This is a genomic window from Shinella sp. (genome assembly GCF_049651085.1).
Lineage (GTDB): Bacteria > Pseudomonadota > Alphaproteobacteria > Rhizobiales > Rhizobiaceae > Shinella.
The window spans coordinates 163,373-186,371 of the sequence record NZ_JBASBL010000021.1; the positions used below are offsets into that span (position 1 = coordinate 163,373).

15 protein-coding genes are annotated in these 22,999 nt (G+C 63.0%); 5 read left to right on the forward strand and 10 right to left on the reverse strand.

The window, feature by feature from the left end; genetic code table 11:
• Positions 1–23 precede the first annotated feature (23 nt).
• The 3 genes from WA950_RS13355 to WA950_RS13365 all read right to left on the reverse strand — a co-directional run bounded on the left by WA950_RS13355 (position 24) and on the right by WA950_RS13365 (position 6,193).
• On the reverse strand, positions 24–3,023 hold the full coding sequence (locus tag WA950_RS13355; protein ID WP_424552187.1) for an SPOR domain-containing protein: 3,000 nt from the start codon (positions 3,021–3,023) through the stop codon (positions 24–26).
• Between the two features lie 112 nt (positions 3,024–3,135).
• Positions 3,136–4,896, reverse strand: a complete 1,761-nt coding sequence (gene argS / locus WA950_RS13360) for an arginine--tRNA ligase (protein ID WP_424552188.1) — start codon at positions 4,894–4,896, stop codon at positions 3,136–3,138.
• A gap of 76 nt (positions 4,897–4,972) precedes the next feature.
• Positions 4,973–6,193 (reverse strand): deoxyguanosinetriphosphate triphosphohydrolase, encoded by a 1,221-nt coding sequence (locus tag WA950_RS13365; protein ID WP_424552189.1) that lies wholly within the window; start codon positions 6,191–6,193, stop codon positions 4,973–4,975.
• A gap of 218 nt (positions 6,194–6,411) precedes the next feature.
• Between WA950_RS13365 and erpA the strand changes: the two genes are divergently transcribed.
• Both erpA and xth read left to right on the forward strand, forming a co-directional pair.
• The gene (gene erpA, locus WA950_RS13370) at positions 6,412–6,744 is read left to right on the forward strand and encodes an iron-sulfur cluster insertion protein ErpA (RefSeq protein WP_424552190.1); all 333 of its coding nucleotides are present in this window, start codon (positions 6,412–6,414) and stop codon (positions 6,742–6,744) included.
• Positions 6,745–6,828: 84 nt separating this feature from the next.
• Positions 6,829–7,620: an exodeoxyribonuclease III gene (gene xth, locus WA950_RS13375; RefSeq protein ID WP_424552399.1), complete on the forward strand. Its 792-nt coding sequence runs from the start codon at positions 6,829–6,831 to the stop codon at positions 7,618–7,620.
• Positions 7,621–7,674: 54 nt separating this feature from the next.
• Here xth and exoR read toward each other — a convergent pair whose 3' ends face one another.
• The 6 genes from exoR to WA950_RS13405 all read right to left on the reverse strand — a co-directional run bounded on the left by exoR (position 7,675) and on the right by WA950_RS13405 (position 16,727).
• Entirely contained in the window at positions 7,675–8,478 is an 804-nt protein-coding gene (gene exoR, locus WA950_RS13380; RefSeq protein ID WP_424552400.1) for an exopolysaccharide production regulator ExoR, read from the reverse strand.
• A gap of 363 nt (positions 8,479–8,841) precedes the next feature.
• Positions 8,842–10,068: an OmpP1/FadL family transporter gene (locus WA950_RS13385; protein ID WP_424552191.1), complete on the reverse strand. Its 1,227-nt coding sequence runs from the start codon at positions 10,066–10,068 to the stop codon at positions 8,842–8,844.
• A gap of 357 nt (positions 10,069–10,425) precedes the next feature.
• Complete coding sequence (locus WA950_RS13390; protein ID WP_424552192.1) at positions 10,426–13,269, reverse strand: valine--tRNA ligase; 2,844 nt, start codon at positions 13,267–13,269, stop codon at positions 10,426–10,428.
• Positions 13,270–13,407: 138 nt separating this feature from the next.
• Positions 13,408–14,157 carry a PopZ family protein gene (locus tag WA950_RS13395; protein WP_424552193.1) on the reverse strand — a complete coding sequence of 250 codons (750 nt, stop codon included), beginning with the start codon at positions 14,155–14,157 and terminating at the stop codon, positions 13,408–13,410.
• 166 nt (positions 14,158–14,323) lie between these two features.
• Positions 14,324–15,502 (reverse strand): diguanylate cyclase domain-containing protein, encoded by a 1,179-nt coding sequence (locus tag WA950_RS13400; protein ID WP_424552194.1) that lies wholly within the window; start codon positions 15,500–15,502, stop codon positions 14,324–14,326.
• 91 nt (positions 15,503–15,593) lie between these two features.
• Positions 15,594–16,727 carry an anhydro-N-acetylmuramic acid kinase gene (locus WA950_RS13405; protein ID WP_424552195.1) on the reverse strand — a complete coding sequence of 378 codons (1,134 nt, stop codon included), beginning with the start codon at positions 16,725–16,727 and terminating at the stop codon, positions 15,594–15,596.
• A 113-nt stretch (positions 16,728–16,840) separates the two neighbouring features.
• Here WA950_RS13405 and tyrS point away from each other — a divergent pair, with 113 nt between their 5' ends.
• Positions 16,841–18,094, forward strand: coding sequence for a tyrosine--tRNA ligase (gene tyrS, locus WA950_RS13410; protein ID WP_424552196.1), 1,254 nt, complete (start codon positions 16,841–16,843; stop codon positions 18,092–18,094).
• A gap of 49 nt (positions 18,095–18,143) precedes the next feature.
• Here the strand turns inward: tyrS and WA950_RS13415 are convergent, their stop codons facing one another.
• Positions 18,144–21,524 (reverse strand): DUF3971 domain-containing protein, encoded by a 3,381-nt coding sequence (locus tag WA950_RS13415; protein ID WP_424552197.1) that lies wholly within the window; start codon positions 21,522–21,524, stop codon positions 18,144–18,146.
• Between the two features lie 148 nt (positions 21,525–21,672).
• Here WA950_RS13415 and WA950_RS13420 point away from each other — a divergent pair, with 148 nt between their 5' ends.
• Complete coding sequence (locus tag WA950_RS13420; protein WP_424552198.1) at positions 21,673–22,140, forward strand: peroxiredoxin; 468 nt, start codon at positions 21,673–21,675, stop codon at positions 22,138–22,140.
• A 22-nt stretch (positions 22,141–22,162) separates the two neighbouring features.
• On the forward strand, positions 22,163–22,990 hold the full coding sequence (locus WA950_RS13425) for a ferritin-like domain-containing protein (RefSeq protein WP_424552199.1): 828 nt from the start codon (positions 22,163–22,165) through the stop codon (positions 22,988–22,990).
• Positions 22,991–22,999 lie beyond the last annotated feature (9 nt).

Sequence of the window (22,999 nt, forward strand, 5' to 3'; positions counted from 1 at the left end):
CTCTTCGGAAAATCAGCTCCGGCCTAGCGGGTGACGAGGCAGCTGCCGCCGGCGCTCTTGTAGCGCGTGCACAGCGAGTTCGCCTCTTCGCGCGAGCCGGCCGGGATACGAACGCGGAAATAGGTACCCTTGTTCGGGATTTCCGCCTTCTTGATATCCACGCCACGGCCACCGATGACGCTCGAAAACTTCGAGGACAGCGAATTGTAGCTCTTCTGCGCCTCGGCCTCGGACGGCAGGGAAGCGATCTGGATGACGTAGCTGCCCGGTGCGACGGCGGCAACCTCCGTCTGGGTGGCGGCTGCGGTTTGCGTACCCGAGACATTGCCGTTCTCGGTGACGGTTCCCACGACGTTGACCGGCTGGTCTACCGGGCGAGCACCCGGAACCGGCGCATTGTCGCCGCCGGAAGCCGTGCCCGTGGCGCCGAACGTCGTCGTCTTCACGGTGCGCACCGGCGCGGTATCATCGACCTGGGTATCGGCCACTTCGGCAAGCGCCGAGCGCGGCTGGCCTTCCGCCGCGGCCTGTTCGGCGCGCAGCGAGGCATTCGCGTCGAGCGCCGCGTTCGCGGTCGCTTCGCCGGAGGCGCGCCCCGTCGTCGCCGTCGCCTTGGCGTCGAGTTCGGCGGTTTGCGTCGCGGGCTCGACGACCGTTTCTTCGCGAGCGACGAGCGTGCCGTCCGGCTTCACGATCATGGTCTTGACCTTGCGCGGCGAGACAAGCGGCTTGCCGCCGCCATCGGCTTCGGCGACCTGCGGATCGTCGACGCCCGGCAGCAGGCGATTTTCATCATCGGCCGCACTCGCGGTATCGTCTTCCGGACCGTCGAACGGCAGGGTTTCCGGCGTCAGCGTGCGCTGCACGACGTCGACCGGCTCTTCCGTCGAGGTGACGAGCTGTTCTTGCTGCGGCCTGTTGCCGGTGTCACCAGCCACGCGGTCATAGACCGCCTTGTCCTGGTTCGGCACGGTCTTGCCGCCCTTTTCCTCGGGCACGATCTTGACCGGTTCCTTGTCGGCGAGAATGACGCGCGGCTCATCAGAACCCGCAGAGCCGCCGGTGAAGGACGACCAGGCGTAGACACCGCCGCCGCCGATCAGAAGCAGGCCGGCGATGGAGGCGGCGATCAGCATGCCGCGGCGCGGACGGGACGTCTCGTCGTCATAACCGTCGCCGGAATAGAGCGCATTCGCCTGGCCCGGATCGACCGGGATCGCCGTGCGCTCCGGCTGGCTCAGCGAGCGGCGGAAGTCTTCTTCAAGCGCCCGCTCGAAGTCGTCGACGTCGTGGATCTGCGCGACAGGCTGGGCGACGGCAGCGGCTGCCGCAACAGCAACCACACTCGCCGGCACTTCCTCGGCGCGTGGCTTGGCAGCCGGCTCGAAGAGCTGCGCCATTTCCGCATCGAGGTCGAAATCGTAGTCGGGCTGGTAGACCGGAGGCTTCTCCTTTTCGATAACGGGAAGCTGCGGCACATCGAGTTCGGTGACCGCAGAAACGCCGACATCGGTCTCGGCGATCAGCGACGGATCGAAGGGCAGCGCGCCGTCGTTGGTCTCGGCGGCGGCCTGCGGCGTCGTATAGGTCGAAACCGGAACGGCAACGGCCGGCTCGCGTCGAACGGGCATCTCCGCCACGATCGGCCTTGCAGCCTCGACCTTCACCTCGGCCGGCCTGACCTCCTGCTTCACAGGCTCCTCGTTCAGCGAGAAGTCGGAAAGGTCTAGCCCGATATCGGACAGGTCGAATTCCAGGCTCTCCAGATCGGGTTCAGGCGCCGCTGCGACCGGCGTCGGCATGACAGACGGCTCGCGGCGGGCTTCGAAGACGGGCACCGGATCGACCGGCGCAGACAGAGTTCTCTCGACCACCGGTCCGCGATGGACAGTCGGCGTCGCGCGACCGAAAATCGATGCGATATTGGCCGGCGTATTGCTGCGCGACACTGCCGCTGCTGCGGCCTCGCCGGATAGTGGCGAGCGGCTTTCCGGCATGGGGAAACGCTCGATTTCGGCAAGCAGCGAGTCGTTGTCGCTATGGCCCTGTTCGACGGACTGGAGCTGATAAACCGGCTCCGCCTCAAAAACGGGTTCGGCCGCTTCTGCCTGCCACTGCATTCCGGCTTCCGCCGTGGCGCGGGCGCGGTCTTCCCGCGTCTCGGCCGGCATCTGTGCAACGAAATGCGGCTCTTCGCCGGCATAGGCACGCTCGGCGCGGAACGGCTCGGCATGCTCGACGCCTGAATCAACGGGCATCCAGCCATCGAAGACCGGCTCGGCGGCAACCTGCTGCGGCGCTGCAAAAGCGGCATCGGGTGCAGGATCGTTGACGGCGAGATCATCGGCGAAGGTATCGCCGATCGAAAGCTCCAGCTCGCGCTCAAGATCGAGAGCGATATCGTCGACCGCGCCGTCATCCGCGGCGAGCGGCTGGAGACCGAGGAAGGCCGGCTGATGGGATTGCGCCTGAACAGGCTCTACGTAACGGGGCTCGGCAACCGGTTCATGGCGCACCGGCTCCTCGAAGCGGGGCTCGAACCGGTCAGCAAACTGGTGGCCTGCATGCACCGTCGGCTCGGCATCGATCGAGGGGACGTCATGGACGGCCGTTTCCAGCTCATCCGCAAGAAGCAACGCCGGATCGACTTCAGCGGGCTGAATGTCGGTGGGCAGCTCTTCCGGGAAAGACGGCTCGCGGTAGCTCGGCTCGCTGGCGTAGACACTCCGCGTCGGCACCTCGTCGATGAACGACGTGCGGTCCTCCACGACCGGCGCCGGCTCGTCAAAAACCGGCTCGACGTGGCGCACCTGCACCGGGTCGGCGACGACCGGCGCGGCGCGGCTTGGCGCATCGTACTGCTCGAAGGCGCGCATCAGCTCGTCTTCAAGGGCAAGAACGGGATTTTCGTGTCGCGGCGTCGACTGGCCGGCCTCGGAAAAGGACTTGTCCACGCCCTGAACGGGGCGTGGCTCGAAGCTGACAAGATGAGCAAGTTCGCTTAGCGGATCATCATCCGCCAAGGGGCCCGTGTTAGCGGTTCCGCTTCGCGCGAAGTTATTGTCTGCCATACTGCTTCCCACTCACAAGCTACAAAAACGCATTTGCCAGCTTATTGTGGGCAAATGGTGACGTTTACCGCATTTCGTCCGGTGCAGCCGTGCCTGTAATGGACAGGCCCGACTTAAGAACAGAAGCGACAGCGTGCACCAGCCCAAGTCTGGCGATGGTCAATTCTCTATTTTTATCGTTAACAAATCGTAATTCCGGCTGCTCTTTACCTTTATTCCAGTGAGCGTGGAATGCGCTGGCAAGATCGTAGAGGTAAAACGCGATCCGGTGAGGCTCCTGCGCCAGTGCGGCGCCTTCGATCACGCGCGGATATTCTGCAAGCTTCGCCAGCAGCTGCAACTCGCTCGGATCGGTGATGTTGCCGGCAATAGCGCCCGCAAAATCCTGCGCCTGGATGTCGAGGTCCGGGAAGGCCTCGCCGGCCTGACGGAACACCGACATGCAGCGTGCATGGGCATATTGCACGTAGAAGACCGGATTGTCCTTGGACTGCTCCGTCACCTTGGCGAAGTCGAAATCGAGCGGCTCGCTATTCTTACGGTAGAGCATCATGAAGCGGACCGGATCACGGCCGACCTCATCGACGACGTCGCGCAGCGTGACGAAATCGCCGGAGCGCTTCGACATCTTCACGGGCTCGCCGTGGCGGTACAGCTTGACCATCTGGCACAGCAGAACGGTCAGCTTCGCCTTACCCTCCGAAACGGCACGGGCGACGGCCTCCAGGCGCTTGACGTAACCGCCATGGTCGGCGCCGAGCACATAGATCATTTCTTCGAAGCCGCGGTCGAACTTGTCCTTGAAGTAGGCAACGTCAGCCGCAAAATAGGTATAGGAGCCATCCGACTTGATCAGCGGGCGGTCGATGTCGTCGCCGACTTCCGTCGAACGGAACAGCGTCTGCTCGCGGTCTTCCCAGTCTTCCGGCAACTGGCCCTTCGGCGGCGGCAGCACGCCCTTGTATACATGTCCCTTGAAGGTCAGGTCGTTGATCGCGGTGCGGATCGGCGCGCCGCTATTGGCATGCAGCGAGCGCTCGGAGAAGAACACGTCGTGCCTGACGTTGAGCGCGGCAAGATCCTCGCGGATCATCGCCATCATCGCGGCGATCGTCGTCTCCTTGACGATCGGCATCCACTGGTGCTCCGGCATGGCGCGCAGCGTCGTGCCGTGCTCGGCAGCCAGCGCCTCGCCGACCGGGACCAGATAGTCGCCCGGATAGAGGCCCGACGGGATTTCGCCGATCGTCTCGCCCAGCGCCTCGCGGTAGCGCAGGAACGCGGACCGGGCCAGGACGTCGATCTGCGAGCCGGCGTCGTTGATGTAATATTCCTTGGTCACCGCATAGCCGGCGAAGGCGAGCAGGTTTGCGAGCGCATCGCCCACCACCGCGCCACGGCAATGCCCGACATGCATCGGGCCTGTCGGGTTGGCGGAAACATACTCCACGTTGACCTTGCGGCCGACGCCGAGCGAGCCGCGGCCATAATCCGTCCCTGCCGTCACGACGGCGGCAAGCAGCTTCTGCCAGTAGGCGACGGAGAGGCGCACATTGATGAAACCGGGACCGGCGACGCTGACATCCGCGACTTCCGGGTCGTTCTTCAGCTCGGCGACAATGAGATCGGCAAGCGCACGCGGATTGAGGCCAAGCGGCTTGGCGAGAACCATCGCCGCATTGGTCGCAACGTCGCCATGGCTCGCATCACGCGGCGGCTCGACGCTGACGCGGGCGAAATCGAGTTCGTCGCGCTTCTCACGAACAATCTCAAGTCCTTCGAGTACGTTTTTGATTCTGCTGTCGAAATCTGTAAAAAGGTTCATCTGTTCCATCCGCGTGCGGCTGCCCGTCCTAGACGTTATACGCAATTCTTGCGAAGAAGTTCGGGTCGGCGGCTGACTATCGCAATTCAGGGGTATGGTCAAACAGCCGGCGATGCGTGTCGATCGCGTAGTTGTCGGTCATTCCCGCCAGATAGTCGCCGACATGGCGGGCGCGAGCCGATTCCGGCATGGTCGCGATGCGGTCGACCCAATAGTGCCCCCGCATCAGCTGCGGGTCGTCCATATAGGCGTGATAGAGGTCCGTCAGGATGGACGCGGCGTTGGTGCGCACCCGCATGACCTCCGGGTGCCGGTAGATGCGGGAGAACAGCAGTTTCTTGATCTCCTTGTCCGTCACCGACATCTGCTCGGAAAAGGTCGCAAGGCAGCGGTGGGCCTTGCGCACGTCGTCGGCGCTTTCCGGCCGCTCATCGCGGATCGCCTGCTGGGCATAGCCGATCACGTCCTCGACCATGGCCGTGATCTGGCGGCGCATTATCTCGTGGGTGAAGCGCGTGTCCTCGAGGCCCGGATAGCGATCGCGCACCTCGCGCATGAGCCGCGCAAGAAACGGCACCTCCTCCAGCATGTCGAAGGTCAGGTAGCCGGAGCGCAGACCGTCATCGATGTCATGAGTATTGTAGGCGATGTCATCGGCAATCGCCGCCACCTGCGCCTCCAGGCTCGCGAAGCTGCCGATTTCGAGGTCATGCACGGCGCAATATTCGAGGATCGGCCGGGGCACTTCGCTTCCATGCGTGCATTCGCCGGTCGGGCCGATCAAGGGGCCGTTGTGCTTGACGAGGCCTTCCAGGCTTTCCCAGGTCAGGTTCAGGCCGTCGAACTCGGCATAGCGCCGCTCCAGCTTGGTGACGATGCGCAGCGACTGGGCATTGTGGTCGAAGCCGCCAAAGGGCTCCAGCGCCTCCTGCAAGGCATCCTCGCCCGTATGGCCGAAGGGCGTATGGCCGAAATCGTGCACCAGAGCGACGCCCTCGGCGAGATCCTCGTCGAGCTTCAGGGCGCGGGCGAGTGCACGGGCGATCTGCGCCACCTCGATCGTATGGGTCAGGCGCGTGCGATAATGGTCGCCGTCGGCGGCGATGAAGACCTGCGTCTTGTGCTTCAGGCGACGGAAGGCCGTCGTGTGGACGATACGGTCGCGGTCGCGCTGAAAATCCGAGCGCGTCGGGCTCTCCGCCTCCACAAAGAGCCGCCCGCGCGTCGCCCAGGGGTCGGAAGCATAGATGGCTCGTTGTCCCGCGCCGAAACCCAGCGCATGTCTATCCAGTGTCATTCGTCACCTGCATTCGCCACGCCCATTGACGCGGCCTCAATGCCTTCATACCTATAGTGTGCATAGCGGCAAGTCCGACCGCAAGCTGCGCCTGAAAGACAAGCATTTTCAGAACCTTGTCTCAAGGGGCATGCAGCGGCCCGGACCTTCGGCAGCCCATTCGCCGGCCGCACAGAAAAGCGATTCTCTCCGGAACTTGACCCCGGCAGGAGGCAGACATGACTGACAAGTCCGTTACCATTTCCGACGCAGCCGCACGGCGCATCGCCTCGATCCTCGGCTCCTCGCCTGAAAAACAGGCGCTGCGCGTTTCCGTGGAAGGCGGCGGCTGTTCCGGTTTTTCCTACAAGTTCGATCTCGTCGAGGACCAGCAGGACGACGATCTCGTGCTTGAAAAGGACCATGCCAGGGTGCTGATCGACCAGCTTTCCCTCGTCTATATGGAAGGCTCGGAGATCGACTTCGTCGACAACCTGCTTGGCCAGTCCTTCCAGATACGCAACCCGAACGCCATCGCCAATTGCGGCTGCGGCACCAGCTTCTCGATCTGATTCAATATTTTCCGCAATTCCGGACGCAAAGCCGCTACACACTTTTGCTGGAATTGCTCTGACAAAACGGAAACCTGCATGCCGATCAAGATTGCCACCTGGAACATCAACGGCGTGCGGGCGCGCATCGACAGTCTGGTCGCATGGCTGAAGGAATCCAACCCCGATATCGTCGGGCTGCAGGAAATCAAGACGATCGACGAGGGGTTTCCGCGCGCCGAGATCGAGGCGCTCGGCTACCATATCGAGACGCATGGCCAGAAGGGCTTCAACGGCGTCGCCCTCCTCTCGAAAATCAGGCCCGACGAAGTAAACCGCGGCCTTCCCGGTGACGACGCCGACGAGCAGTCGCGCTTCATCGAGGGCGTGTTCTCCGTCGAGGGCGGCGTGATCCGTTTCTGCTGCCTCTACCTGCCGAACGGCAATCCTGCCGACGATCCGGTCAAATATCCCTACAAGCTGTCCTGGATGGAACGGCTCATCGCCTTTGCCGAGAACCGGCTGGCGCTCGAGGAGCCGCTGATCCTCGCCGGCGACTACAACGTCATTCCCGAGCCGCACGACTGCTGGGACGTCAAAGTCTGGGAAAAGGATGCGCTCTACCTGCCGGCGACCCGCCAGACCTTCCGACGGCTCGAAAATCTCGGGCTGACCGATGCCGTGCGCGCGACGAGCGACGCGGTGCCGCTCTATACGTTCTGGGACTATCAGGCAGGATGCTGGCCGAAGAACAACGGCATCCGCATCGACCATCTCATGCTGTCGGCCGAAGCGTCGGACCGACTCATCTCGACGGCCGTCGAAAAGCATGTGCGCAACTGGGAAAAGCCGTCCGATCACGTTCCGGTGGTCGCTGTGCTCGACTACGCAGCCTGAAGCACTCGCGCGACAGCCGGCTGGCGCTACGTCGTCAGCGGTTTTGCTCGTTCTTTATTCGTTGGGATTGAAGCGGATGCTCTGCGCCAGGGCGACACCCCTGCGGCGCTCTTCCTCGCTTGCAACCGAGAAAGCTTCTTCCTGCGTGGCCTGAAGCCAGCCGCAGTCCTTCGGCGGGCAATGATCTAGGGCCGCCGTCATGAAGGCGAGACCACGGGCCGCATCTCCTTCTTGGAAGAGAATGTTGCCGAACAGGCCCATGGCGCCGGCATGGCCGTTGTTGCGGGCGCGGTTCAGCCACTTCTTGGCCTGGTGCACGCTGGCGCCGCCGCCCTCGCCCGTCAGCATCATGCGGCCGAGCTGAAACTGCGCTTCCGGAATACCGAAGGCGGAAGCCGCCTGGAAATAGAGCTGGCGGGCCTGCGAGAGATCGATCTTGACGGGGCTTTCCGGGATTCCGCGGCGATAGTAGCTGGCAAGGGCGATCAGCGCATTGGCGAAATAGCCCGTATCCTCGGATCCCGGCTCGACGCCGGCCTGCGCGATTTCGCTGTAGATCTTGAAGGCTTCGAGATCGTTTTCCGGCACCCCGTCGCCGTCGGCATACATGTTGGCCAGCGCCCAGCGCGAGCCCGTATGGCCTTTTTCGGCCGCATAGCGGTAGGCCTCGACAGCATCGCGCTTGCGACCTTCCTTGTAGGAAAAGAAACCGAACTTGAAGAGGTCGAAGGGACCGCTTTCCTTGCTGACACCAGCCTGAGGATCGAACGCGAAGGCCTGGGACGCCATCCCGGAGGACAGCGAAAGACAAAGGCCCATTACCAGTACTTTCATCGGCATCAACTCGGACTTTTGCATCACTTCTACTAATCCGCGCCTGGCCTTCATCGCCGTGCCGAACCGGAAACGCACGGGGCGCGTACGAACTTCCGGATATTCAGGCTGCAATGACATCGGCTGGCTCATCGTTTCCTTGGGCGCGGTTCACCGCGTCTCTGTGCCCTTATCGCTGCGCCCCGTTTGTGGCGGGAAATGGACATCTCGTTCCCTCGCTATGGGTGTAGCAAACTCTGGAAAATAATGTGTTGCGTTTCCGTCACATATTTTCAGATGTCGCTGCGATTTCCCCATCGAAGACAGCATGAGGAAAGGAAACGTTAACCAAGAAAAAGGCCCGGCGATGACGCCGGGCCTGATTCTGACCTTAAAGTGGTCCGCCGGTCAGAACTTGACTTTAAGCGACGTCGAAATTGCGCTCACGAGATCGGTGTCGAAATCGTAGGTCGCGCGCTGGCCGAAAGTCTGGCCATCCCTAGTCACCTCCCCAGACGAACCGCTCGTCAGCAGGCCGAGGGCACCGCCGACGCGGAACTCGATGTTTTCGGTCGGCGCATAGGAGACACCGGCGCCGAGCGTCCAGGTATCCGAATGGGTCCCGATGCCGGTGGTTACGCCACGGTCCCAGGCCAGGCTAAGCGCACCGCTCCACTGTTCGTTGAACTTGTGTCCGACGCCGCCGGAGATCGTCCAGCCGTCACGGTAGAGCAGATCAAGCGATGTCGCTTGCGTGCGCGCACTACACGCAATTCCCCGAGTGAACTCCGGGCAGAACGACAGGCTCTGCAACTGGCTCCAATCGGTCCACTTAACACCACCGAAGATCAGCCACCCCGGGGCCACACCAGTCTGGAACTTGAATTCAAGGGAATCCGGCATGCTGGCGGAACCAAAGACCGGAATGATTCCTCTTCCAGGAATTTGCCTCAGGTCCAGCGTGCCTGTGATATCGTCCAGATCCACGGCGCTATTGTATACGAGACTCGTGCGTAATGCGTATTCCTCGATTTCATAGCCCACGCCAGCACGCCAGCCCCAGCCGTTACCCTCTAGATCCAGGCGGCCAATACCATTAAACGGCAAGCCCGCGGGAATAGCGCTCACCAGCCGTTCCTGGAAGCCGGAAATTTCCTGATAGAAGCCACCGCCAATAATGCGCAACTGGCCCGCCCCGACATCGAAGGAATAAGAGCAGGTAGCCGCATAGTTCCGGCTATCAATCTTCGTTTCGATGTTCTCGCTTGCGCCCGCCCAGTTGGAGCCCTGATTAAGATGCGCGCCCCAAGGCTCGGAGTAGTCGGCCATACAATCTATCGCGTTACCGACCGAGGCCTTAAAGCCAATTCGCGGGACCCAGTAACCTTCGGTTGCACGAATACCATTGCTCGGGCGAGCGCTAATGTCGCCGCCGTCTGCCGGATTGTCCCGGACATTGTTCAAGTCGCGCTGCGGATTGACGTAGGTGGCCGTCGATTCAATGGCATATCCCGAAGGGTCGAACAGCAGATCGATATTGTAGCCGCTGCGCTCAAGGCCGCCCGCTTGCGCGGTCGTCGCCGAAAGAAGCGCTACCGCCGTTGCAGCGCCGATGCCGATGTTTTTTCTATGCATGCAATCCTCCCCTGCGAGTATCTCCCGCGGCCGACAGCTGCCTCCGTCGCCGCGCATCTCCGAAAGCGACTATCGAAGAGTAGCAACAGCTTGGCAAACCCGACTTTTTGCCGGAAATTCACCTTAGCGATCATTTAATTACGTAACATTTTTTTGAAGTCCCTCAGCAAATCAGCCAAAGGAAACAAAATTCTCAAGATCGCGAAATTCCCAGCAGAAACGCGATGAATTTTCCATCGCAGAAACCCGGTGTCACTTTTTGAACACAGCCAAAGTTTTGCAAACCGCCCGACGAATGAAAACCGCGCCGGGGCTTCCGGCGCGGTTTTCATGGCATTCAAAGGCGATATCCGGGAATCAACCGGCTTCGCTGACCCGGGCAAGCGCCACGGAAAGGCTTGCAAGCTGCTGGTCCAGCTCCGCCATGCGCTCGCGCTCGGCCTCGACGACCTCGGGCTTGGCATTGGCGACGAACTTTTCGTTCGACAGCTTGCCCTCGATGCGCGAGGCCTCCGCCTTCGCCTTGTCGATCGCCTTTTCGAGGCGGGCCTTCTCGGCCGAAAGATCGATCAGGTTGCCGAGCGGCAGGCAGGCGGTCGCCTCGCCGATGATGATCTGCGCCGCACCCTTGGGAGCCGAAGCCTCGAGACGGACATTTTCAACGCGGGCGAGACGGCGAATGGCCGAATCGTGCGTCGAAAGCCGCCCCTGCGTCAGGGCATTGGCGCCGACCATGACGAGCGGTGCCGTCGCACTCGGCGGCACGTACATCTCGGAGCGTACCGAGCGGATGCCCGAAACCAGATCGATCAGCCAGTTGATCTCATCGGCCGCCGCATCGTCGGCATAGGCCGGCGACGGCCATTCGGCATGGCAGACCAGCCGGTCGCGCGTCTTGCCTTCACCGGCCGTATGCGCCCAGAGCTCTTCCGTCATGAAGGGCATGAACGGATGCAGGAGCTTGTAGATCTCCTCCAGAACATAGGCGGCGCAGGCCTGCGATTCCGCCTTGGCGGCTTCGTCCTCGCCGATGAAGACAGGCTTCAGCAGCTCCAGATACCAGTCGCAGAACTGGTTCCAGACGAAGCGGTAGAGCGTACCGGCCGCATCGTTGAAGCGGTAGGTCTCGATCGCCTCGGTCACATCGCGCGCCGTGCGGGCAAGTTCCGTCAGGATCCAGCGGTTGATCGTCAGCGACGCCGTTTCGGGCACGAATTTCGGATCGCTCTTGACGCCGTTCATCTCGGCAAAGCGCGTGGCGTTCCAAAGCTTGGTGCCGAAATTGCGGTAGCCTGCGATACGGGCCGGGTCGAGTTTCACGTCGCGGCCCTGCGCGGCCATGATGGCCAGCGTGAAGCGCAGCGCGTCCGCACCGTATTCGTCGATCAGTTCGAGCGGATCGATGACGTTGCCCTTCGACTTCGACATCTTCTGCCCGTTCTTGTCGCGCACCAGCGCGTGGACATAGACGGTGTGGAACGGCTCGATCGGGTTCCCGGCCTCATCCTTCATGAGATGCAGGCCCATCATCATCATGCGGGCGACCCAGAAGAAGATGATGTCGAAACCGGTGACCAGCACGTCGGTCTGGTAGTATTTTTCCAGCTCCTTCGTCTGTTCCGGCCAGCCGAGCGTCGAGAACGGCCAGAGCGCGGAAGAGAACCAGGTGTCGAGCACGTCTTCGTCGCGCGTCAGGATTTCGCCCGGCGCAAAGTTCTCCAGCTTCTCCTCGACCCAGGCCTTCCAGGGGCCTTCATGGGCGATGTAGTGCTGGATGGCGGCGTGCAGCGCCTCTTCCTCGGTCTTCTCGACAAAGACCTGACCATCCGGACCGTACCAGGCCGGAATCTGGTGGCCCCACCAGAGCTGGCGCGAGACGCACCACGGCTGGATGTTTTCCATCCACTCGAAATAGGTCTTTTCCCAGTTCTTCGGGACGAACTTGGTACGGCCTTCGCGAACCGAGGCGATCGCCGGCTGGGCGAGCGTCTTGGCGTCGACATACCACTGCTCGGTCAGGCGCGGCTCGATCGGCACACCGCCGCGGTCGCCATGCGGCACCGTGTGCTTGTGCGGCTCGATCTTGTCGAGCAGGCCGGCTTCCTCGAAGATATTGACAATGATCTTGCGCGCCTCGAAGCGATCCTTGCCTTCGAGCTCGTCCCAGGCGCCATGCAGCGCGGCGGGATGATCGAGGCCTTCGAGGAAGTCCTCGTTCTCCTTGATCGTGATCTTGCCGTCGATCGTCAGCACGTTGACCTGGCGCAGGTGGCGCCGCTTGCCGACCTCGAAGTCGTTGAAGTCGTGCGCGGGCGTCATCTTGACGGCACCGGTACCGGCGGTCGGATCCGGATACTCGTCCGCGACGATCGGAATCCTGCGGCCGACGATCGGCAGGATGACATGCTTGCCGACGATGGACTTGTAGCGCTCGTCTTCCGGGCTGACCGCGATGCCGGTATCGCCAAGCATGGTTTCCGGACGGGTCGTCGCGACGACGAGATAGTCGCGCGTTTCGAATTCCGTCGGCTTGCCGTCCTCGTCGAAGGCGACAGGATGCTGGTAGGTGACACCCGGCTCCAGCGGATAGCGCAGGTGCCACAGATTGCCGTTGACCTCGATCTGCTCGACTTCAAGGTCGGAGATCGCCGTCAGGAGCTTCGGGTCCCAGTTGACGAGACGCTTGTCCTTGTAGATCAGGCCTTCCTTGTAAAGCGAGACGAAGACTTCCAGAACGGCCTCGGAAAGGCCCTCGTCCATGGTGAAGCGCTCACGCGACCAGTCGCAGGACGCACCGAGGCGCTTCAGCTGGTTGAAGATGAGGCCACCCGATTCCGCCTTCCACTCCCAAACCTTCTCGACGAAGGCCTCGCGGCCCATCTCGCGCCGGCCGGGAAGCTTTTCGGCAGCAAGCTTGCGCTCGACAACCATCTGGGTCGCGATGCCGGCATGGTCCATGCCCGGCTGCCACAGCACGTCCTTGCCGCGCATGCGCTCGAAGCGGACCATGATGTCCTGCAGCGTGTTGTTGAGCGCATGGCCCATATGCAGCGAACCCGTCACGTTCGGCGGCGGGATCACGATGGTGAAGGTCTCGGCGCCGGGCTTTGCGCCCTCGCCTGCGCGGAATGCGTCCGCGTCTTCCCACGTCTTGGCGATGCGCGGCTCGACCGCTGCGGAATCATAGGTTTTTTCAAGCATTTTCGTGCGTGGCCTGCTGTTTGTCGGTGGGTTTTGTAAACCGGATGGCCGGCCTGGAGTCAACAATATCAGAGAAAAGCCGCACCGGGGGGCCGGCGCGGCTCAAATCATCTCTTCACGAAAGAATGACGGCGGCGGTCAGCGGCGCGGGCCGCGCGCCACCCGTTCGATCTCTTCGCGCACCAGCCGCTCGACGAGCGTCGGCAGGTTATCCTCGAGCCAATCCTGCAGCATCGGGCGCAGCATCTCCTCGGCGATCTCGTCGAAGGAGCGGCGCGGGCCGGCATCCATGGCCTCGGCGAGCGCACCGAAGGACTGGGCGACGCGCTCGCTCACGGCCGGCGAAACGAGCGCGGCGATATCGCGGCCCGCCACCAGCGGCCCGGCGGCGGGAGCTTCCGCAACCGCGACGGGCTCGGCGATTTCAACCGGCTCGGCGGCCGGCTCGATCTTTTCCACCGGCTCGGAGCGGCCGGCATTCGCGGCCATGCGCGTCGTCACCAGCGGGCTCTCTTCGCGCTGCACCGGTTCGACTGCGACCGGCGCGCGCTCAAGGGATTCGCGGTTCGCGGCAATATGACGATCCGAAGCGGCGCGAACGCGCGCAGCGACATCGGCCAGCGACATGGCCGGCTGGGCGGCCTGCGCCGGCTCGGCGCGCGGCAGCGGCTGGACAGCGACTGAACGATATTCTTCGGCGTGGAACTGCTCCAGCACGGAGGGATGGTCGAGCAGGTTCGCGTCGCTTTCCGTCGAGATGTCGAAGCCATCGTCCTCCTGCGCATCGGCGGCAAAATCCGGCTGGGCTTCGTTGTTCTCGATGATCTTGCGAATGGACGCCAGGATCTCATCCATGGACGGTTCACGCGCTACATTTGGCTGAGCCATTTCTATCCCCGTTCTCTGCGGCGTCCTGGGCCTGCCGCAAGAGGCGTACCGGACATCCCGAAAACCCTAGGCGAGTTCGACAGCGAACTAAATCACCGCGAATCATGTGTTATCAGTGATGCACAGATTTGTTTGCCCTGCCAAGGGCGAGGCCCGTTGCCTGCCCTCAGTTCGCCCGCTTGACCACTTCGAGCACAACGGCTGGCGGCTCGGCCTCGCGCACGCAGTCACGGCCGGCATTTTTGGCAGCGTAGAGGGCATCATCGGCGCGACGCATGGCAAACCGCAGCGGCTCGCTCTGGCCGATCTCGGTAACGCCGAAACTCGCGGTGACCCGTGCGGTCGGCGGCAGGCCGGGAATGGGCGAAACCGACCGCGTCGCGCGCAGCGCATGGGCAAACAGCATGGCCGCATCCTTGCCGGCAAAGGGCAGGAACAGCATGAACTCCTCCCCGCCGATGCGGGCGACGAGCGCCCCGTGCGGTGCAGCGGCCTGCAACATTTCCCCGAAAGCGCGAATGGCGGCGTCACCGCCCTGATGGCCATAGGTATCGTTGACGGATTTGAAGTGATCGAGATCGCAGAGCACGATGCTGTGCGGCCCCTTGCCGGCCATCAGTGCATCGACACGGTTGTCGAAGCCGCGGCGGTTGAGCAGGCCGGACAGCGGATCGACCTCCGAATTGACCTTCTCATCCGCAACGATCTCCAGCACCAGGACGCACAGCAGCATGAGGCCGACGGTGACGATCAGCACCGCGCCCATGCTCTGCGAAACGAGCGCGAACTGGCTGGCGATATAATCCTTCGCCGTATTGCCCGAGCCTGCGAACACGGCCGCGAACGCCTTCACCATGAAATGCGCACTGGTCACGGCGAGCAGCACGACAAGCGCCCGGTCGACGAAGGATGTCACCCGCGCCCGATAGGCCGCCCAGGCGCTCATGCCCAGCGCGACGGCAAAGGGCATCTGGTAGGGCAGCGCATGTTGCAGCGTGCCGCGCGGCAGATCGTAGATCATGTAGTCGAGAGCCACGAAGGCGCAGAAGACAGCGGCGAGCAGCGTGCGATTGGTCTTCAGGCCGTAGAGTTGCCCAATGCCGATGCGCAGCATGAACATGCCGCCGAGCATCGAGGCGAAGGCGAGGATCGCCCAGAGTTTCGGCGGGTAGACATAGGCGACGAACAGCTCGAAAATCGCCGACAGCGAGGCCACTGCGAAACATCCGGCGAACCAGCGGGCGGCCGCGCGATTGCGGCTTCTGGCGGAGACCGCCAGGAAAAACATGCAAAAACACTGCGCGATGAAGAAGTTCACCGTCAGCAGGAAGCCTGCGCCACTCATTGGCCACCCTACGCAAGACACTTCGATCGTCTCGCGCAGATACGCCCGGAACGATCGAGGGGGATGCTATAGAACCACCGCGAAAAAAGCGTTAATCGCCGAGGGCAGCTTTCCGCAAAACGCCTCCGGTGACGGGCGACGTTACGCCGGTCGTTCCGGGGAAGGTGAGCGCAAGGCCCCGCAGCGAACGCACGGCGAGATAGGCCCAGGCCTCCGCTTCCATGCTGTCACCATTGAGGTCAAGCGCCTCGGCCGCAACGACCTCGGCTCCCTCCACCTCTGCAAGCGCTGCCAGATCGCCCATGATGATCCGGTTGAGCCGTCCGCCGCCGCACACGACATAGAGGCTTGGCCGTTCGGGCAGGTGACGGGCGGAACGCAGGATCGCCGCCGCCGTGACATGCGCCAGCGTGCGCGCGCCGTCTTCCAGGCTTGCCGCCGCGCCCTCCGGCGGCTGGAAATCGTTGCGGTCGAGCGAACGGCGGACCGGATCGGTGAAGAAGGCGTGGCTGAGATAGCGGTCGGCAAGGTCCGGATCGACGCTACCTTCCGAGGCGATCATGCCACCCTGATCGAAGGGAATGCCGGCATGGGCCTCCACCCATTGGTCGATCAGCGTATTGCCCGGCCCGCTGTCAAAGGCGACGATGTCACCGCCGCTGCCGATGAAGGTGAGGTTGGAAATGCCGCCGATATTGACGAAGACCACGGCCCTGCCCTTCGCGCGCGGCAGGCCGGCGGCCAGTGCCGCATGATAGACGGGAATGAGCGGCGCGCCCTGCCCGCCATGCACCATGTCGTTCGCCCGCATGTCGTGGACCACGTCGATCCCCGTCTCACGCGCCAGCAACCCGCCGTCGCCGAGCTGCACCGTCAGGCGAAGGTTCGGGCGGTGCAGCACCGTCTGGCCATGGAAGCCAACGATGTCGATCTGTGACGGTTCCAGGCTGTTTTCGGAAAGTAAGGCACGCACGGCCTGCGCGTGACGCAGTGTCAGTTCCCGCTCGATATCCGCAAGATCCCCCGGACGCTCGTTGCGCTCGTTTATTGCCTTGGCGGTTTCCAGGGCCCCCTGAAGGCGGCGGCGAAACGCGGCGTCGTAGGAGCACCCCATCGATGGGCCGCGCTCCACGACGGTTTCGCCATCCGTGCGCACCAGCGCGACATCGATACCGTCGAGGCTCGTTCCGCTCATCAGGCCGATCGCCGTAAGGACACCCGTCATCCACCAACTCCAGAATCACTTTAGGAGTGATTATGCGCGCAAACGGTGCTAAACGCCCGGCGTCCGCGGGAAAATCTTCCCAACCAAGAACGATTCCACCAGAGAGACAGGCCATGTCCGAATTCAAATCCGATTTCCTTCGCACGCTGAAAGAGCGCGGCTTCATCCACCAGATCTCCGATGAAACCGGCCTAGACGACCTTCTGGCCAAGGAAACCGTGACGGCCTATATCGGCTTCGACCCGACGGCGCCGAGCCTGCATGCCGGGGGTCTCATCCAGATCATGATGCTGCACTGGTTCCAGAAGACCGGCCACCGGCCGGTCTCGCTGATGGGTGGCGGCACCGGCATGGTCGGCGATCCGTCCTTCAAGGACGACGCACGCCAGCTGATGACGCCCGACACCATCACCAGCAACATCGCCGGTATCAAGAAGGTCTTCTCCAACTACCTGTCCTACGGCGAAGGCGCGAAGGACGCGCTGATGATCAACAACGCCGACTGGCTGCTCGGCATCAACTACCTGGAATTCCTGCGCGATGTCGGCCGGCATTTCTCGGTCAACCGCATGCTCTCCTTCGACAGCGTGAAGACGCGTCTTGATCGCGAGCAGTCGCTGTCCTTCCTCGAATTCAACTACATGATCCTGCAGGCCTACGATTTCGTCGAGCTGAACAAGCGCTATGACGTGCGCCTGCAAATGGGGGGCTCCGACCAGTGGGGCAACATCATCAACGGCATCGACCTCGGCCACCGCATGGGCACGCCGCAGCTTTACGCGCTGACCTCGCCGCTGCTGACCACTGCATCGGGCGCCAAGATGGGCAAGTCGCTGTCGGGCGCGGTGTGGCTCAACCCGGAAATGCTGTCGGCCTACGATTTCTGGCAGTACTGGCGCAACACCGAGGATGCGGACGTGGCGCGCTTCCTGAAGCTCTACACGACACTGCCGATGGATGAGATCGCCCGCCTTGCGGCACTCGGCGGCGCCGAGATCAACGAGGTGAAGAAGATCCTCGCGACGGAAGTGACCGCGATGCTGCATGGCCGCGACGCGGCAGACCAGGCAGCGGAAACCGCCCGCAAGACCTTCGAGGAAGGCGCAATCGCAGAGAACCTGCCATCGGTGGACATTGCCGCGAGCGAACTGGAAGCCGGCATCGGCCTGCTGACGCTCGTCGTCAAGGCCGGCCTTGCCGCCTCCAACGGCGAAGCCCGTCGCCACGTGCAGGGCGGCGCCGTGCGCATCAACGACGTCGCCATCTCGGACGAGCGCCGCCTGATAAGCACGGCAGACGTTTCTGCCGATAGCGTCATCAAGCTCTCGCTCGGCAAGAAGAAGCACATCCTCGTGCGGCCTGTCTGAAGACCGGCAAGAGGGAACGTCGATCAAGGCCGCCTTCGGGCGGCCTTTTTCATTGGAACTCGAAGATGTTGCGGAAGACGCCGGGCGCGATGATCGATAGCGGATTGATGGTGAGCTTCGGCTTATCGAAGGCGCCGGAAAGCTTGAAGGTAATGCCGATCAGGCCGCGATCGTTGCCGTTGCCGAGAAGGATGCCGATCAGTGGCAGTTCGGCAAAGAGCCGATTGAGGCCATAGGCCGGCATGAAGGTGCCGGTCATGTCGGTCTGGCCGTTGGCATCGCGCACGGTGCCCTGGAAGGTCGCCCCCACCGCTTCGCCACGCACAACGCCATTGGCAAGGCTGAGTGCCCCGCCGCCCGCGCGCAGCTGCGCAAAACCGCGGGAAAATTTGACGGCGCTGACATCGATCTCGCGGCGAACGGCGTCGTTGAGGCTTCGTCCGCCATCGCCGGCTGGCGTGGAAACCAGCGAGCGCAACCGCTCCTCGCCGACCAGCGCAAAATTGCGTACATCGACGGAGCCGAGCCAGCCGCTGTTTGCCGTTTCGCGCAGGCGCACATTCAGGAGGCCGCCGCTCATATGGCGGTAGATGTCGGCGAAGCGCGCGACAGCCCCAGCATCGCCGCTGGTCAACTGGATGACGTCCTTGGCCATCTGCGCAACCAGGGGCGCGCCGCTTGCGGTCACGGCGGAAAGATCGAGCGCCGAGATGCGGCTGCCGGTCGTCGTGTAGCGGAAGTTCACATTGGAAAGACTTTCGCCATTGAAGCCGACAGCGCGCGCCAGGTTGGCCTGCACCGTGGCGCCCTGAATCCCGCCGCCGCCGCTGCCGCCCGTCGTGTTCTTCAGCCGGGCGAGCACGGCGCGCACGTCCGCCACCTCGCCATTGGCCACCACCGAATAGCCCGACTTGCCCCGCTCGACCTTCATCCGGAACCGATCGTCCGCCGAAAGCTTGATCGACGAGAAATTCGCCGTTTCGAGGGCGCGGCCACGGAAGACAAGATCACCCGACGCGCTGAAACCATCGCCAACGAAACGGAAATCGGAAACCCTGGTGGCGCCGTCCCTGGTATCAGCCGTCAGCGAGACCTTGCCGTTGATACCCGCACCCTTTGTCCAGCCTATCCATGGAACGGACACCGCCGCACCGGTTAGGTCGGCCTCGACGCTTTGCGGCCCGTCGCCCTCCTGCTCGAGCCGGACGGCGATCTCGCCTTCGATCACATTCTCGAAGCCCGGCAGCAGCTTGGCGCGATCCCTGTTGCCGAGCGTGCCGGAAAGCACCGTCTTGCGCTTTACGGTCCCCGTCTTCTCGACCGGCTGCACCAGTTCCAGATCGAGCGTGACGCCATCGATATCGGCCTTGGCGTCGAGGTCGGCCATCGCAGGGTCGATCGCCAGCAACCCATGCAGCCCTGTCACCTTGCGGCCGGCAATCGGCTTGTGCACGTCCACATCATCAAGGGTGAGAGCCGCGGTCCATTGCGCGGGCGGTGGATTGTGCGCCGAAATGACGCCGAAATGCGCCTTCACCTTGGCCTTCACCTGCCCGGTGAAATCCTCTGGCTTGAACCCTGTCGCAGGGAGAGCCCGGATCGGGCGATAGGTCACGAGTTCGGCAATCGCATCGGCATTTCCCGAAACGTCGATATCCATGTCCGCCATCAGCGGCTTTGTATAGTTGTCGGGCAGCACGAAGGTGCCGCCGGTGAGCGCTACTGTCCGGCCGGACGGGAAATACGCCGTGCCGCCGGAAATGCCGATCTCCGCGCGCTGGCCACGCAGGCGGAATGTTCCGGACGTATCGCGCAACGGCGGGATTTCGCCCGTGACATTCATGCGTGCGCCCTCGATATCGAAGTCGATCTTGAGTTCGTCCGCATTCAGATGCATCGGCACGCCCGGTTCGCGCTCGCGGCCTTCTGCAAGGTAGAACTCGATACGGCCGTTGGTGACGGTGCCGCCGAAGATGTTCCCGATCACCCACTTGCGCGCCGTCTTGCCCATCCAGAAAGGCCAGAACTGCTTGACCGCCACCGATTGCAGCTCGCTGGCGAGCATGACGAAGCTCACCTCCGGCTCAAGGTCGCTGAAACGCATGGCGAGCGAGCCGGCGACGTTTCCCTTCTCGCTCGATACGGCCATTTCCTCGAACAGCAGCTTCTTTGCCGTCGGCAGATAGTAGCCCTTGGCCTTGGCATCGAAGCGGATCGGCGCCTCGCCGGAATCGACGGGACGGCTGATGGCATTGCTGAAGACGAGATCGATGGCGAACCCCTTGTCCGCCTTGTCGGAAACCCGGTCGAGGTCGATAAGCCCCCCGGTGAACGGAAAAAGCGATTGGCCGACGCTGGCATCCGAAGAGGCAAGCTCGATGGATCCCTTGGCGAAATTGTAGCTCGCCCTCACAGAGGACGGGCGAAGCTCCGCGGCGATGCCATCACCATAGATCGCGCCTGCCGCAAGGTTGACGTCGACAACCAGCTTCGGCTTTCTCCCCTCCGCCTCGCGCTGCGCACCGACGGAAACGTTCACGGTCGAGTCCAGTCCGGCGTGGACGGCACCGTCAGGCGCATGACTGAGAAGAAAATCGCCAAGCGCAATGTTGCGGATCGCGCCGTCCAACGTGTGGACGCTTCCCTCGCCGCTCCTGGCCGTCAGGTCGATCTCGCCCTCCTTGCCATCGAGCAAGAAGCCGCCGCTGATCGATATGGTGCCCTCATCGTCGCGGGAAAACTGCAGGCTCGTCACGGAAAGTATGACGGGCCGGCCATTCGGCCCCTCGAAGGTCGCGCCGAGATCGGAAATGCTGACCGTCTGCATGCCGTTGGCGTCGATCAGGCGATTGATGCCGTCAAGCCGTTCGAAGGTGGTTTCCAGATAATCCGGCACATCGGAGATGCGCAGCGCCGCAAGATCGAGCGGCTTGCTCTTGGGCAGCAGCGCCGCATTGAACATGACGCCATCCACATCGAGCCGCGAAACGGCGATCTGGCCGGAAACAAGCGCAAAAGGATCGAGCACGATGCCGACGGACGCCGTCGTCGCCAGTTCCTTGCCCGAATCGACATCGATGATCCGCGCATCTTCCGCCTTGAGGGCAAAGCCACTGAAACCGGCGAGGCGCAGGACCGTATGGTCGACCGACGCGCGATAGCGCGGCCCGAGCGCCTGATTGAGTGCGGTGACCGCGCGCGCATTGAGCGTGCTGTCGAAAAGCCCGGTCTCGACAAGGCCGATGACGAGGGCTCCGAGAAAGAGGACGAGCGCGACGGCGGCGGCGGCGATGCGGCAGAGGATACCCGTGCGGCTCGCCTCGACCGCGTGCAGGACGATGGGTTCGTGCGCCTGCGCGGACGGCAATTCGTGCAGCGGAACGATGTCCTGCTTGCGGAACACGACTTTCTCGCCGCGGATAACTCCCATCTCGCGATCGTTTCCTTTCACCTGCCGCTGCGTCATTTCGCGTATTGGCTTCGCCTCGTCCGATCGGTGCTGGACGATTCTGCCTGTCACTATATATGCGGGAGGCCGTCTCCCTGACTCAAAAAGCCGGCCAAAGAAAGGAAATCCCATGGCAGAACTGGCCCCGGGCGTCGAAGCTCCGGATTTCACCCTTCCGCGCGATGGCGGCGGCAGCATTTCGCTGTCCCAATTCCGCGGCCGGCCCGTCGTCCTCTTCTTCTATCCCAAGGATGACACGCAGGGCTGCACGACGGAAGCGAAGGATTTCACCGCCGCCAGACCCGACTTCGAGGCGGCCGGCGTCGCCGTCATCGGCCTGTCGCCGGATCCCGTAAAGAAGCACGACAAGTTCGTGCAGAAACACGAGCTTGGTGTGCCGCTCGCCTCGGACGAAGGCCTCCAGACGCTGGAAGCCTATGGCGTCTGGAAGGAAAAAAGCATGTATGGCCGCACCTATATGGGCGTCGAGCGGACGACGGTGCTCGTTGACGCCACCGGCAGGATCGCCGAGATCTGGCCGAAAGTGAAGGTCAAAGGCCATGTCCAGGCCGTTCTGGAAGCCGCCAGAAAACTGTAAGAACAAAACACAAGGCACTGGAATGACTGAACTTCCGCATATCGAAAGCTTGCGCGGCGGCGCCACGGCCGCAATCGCCGCCGCCGATCTGGACCTGAAGACCGCGCTGGCACAGGAGACGGCCCGGCGCTGGTTCGCGCGCACGCTTTCGATGCGCTCGCCGCGCGACCCCGCGCTGCCGAGCCGCCCCGGCCGACCGGAAAAGCCGGAACTCATCCCGCCGAAACACATGGAAAAGCGCTCGCTGCATACGCAGAAGGGCCGTATCGCGCTCCTCCACGCGCTCGCCCATATCGAACTCAACGCCGTCGACCTTGCGCTCGACATCGTCGCCCGCTTCACCACGGAGCGCGTGCCGCACTCCTTTTTCGACGGCTGGATGCAGGTGGCCTTCGAGGAGGCCAAGCATTTCCGCCTCATCCGCGACCGCCTGCGCGATCTCGGCGCGGACTATGGCGACCTGCCGGCGCATGACGGCCTGTGGCGCGCCGCGCATGACACCCGCAACGACCTTACTGCCCGGCTTGCCGTGGTGCCGCTCATTCTGGAGGCGCGCGGCCTCGACGTGACGCCGCCATTGCAGGCCAAGATGCGCGACACCGGCGACCATGCCAGCGCCGACATCCTCGACATCATCTACAATGACGAGAAGGGCCATGTGGCGGTCGGGGCGAAATGGTTCCGCTTCCTGTGCGCCCGCGAAAAGAAGGATCCGTCCGCCACCTTCAAGGAACTTGTGCGCACGAATTTCCGCGGACCGCTGAAGCCTCCCTTCAACGATGTCGCGCGCGCCGAAGCCGGCCTCACGCCATCCTTCTACCGCTCGCTCGTTTCCGTCAGCCAGAGCTGATATTTCCCG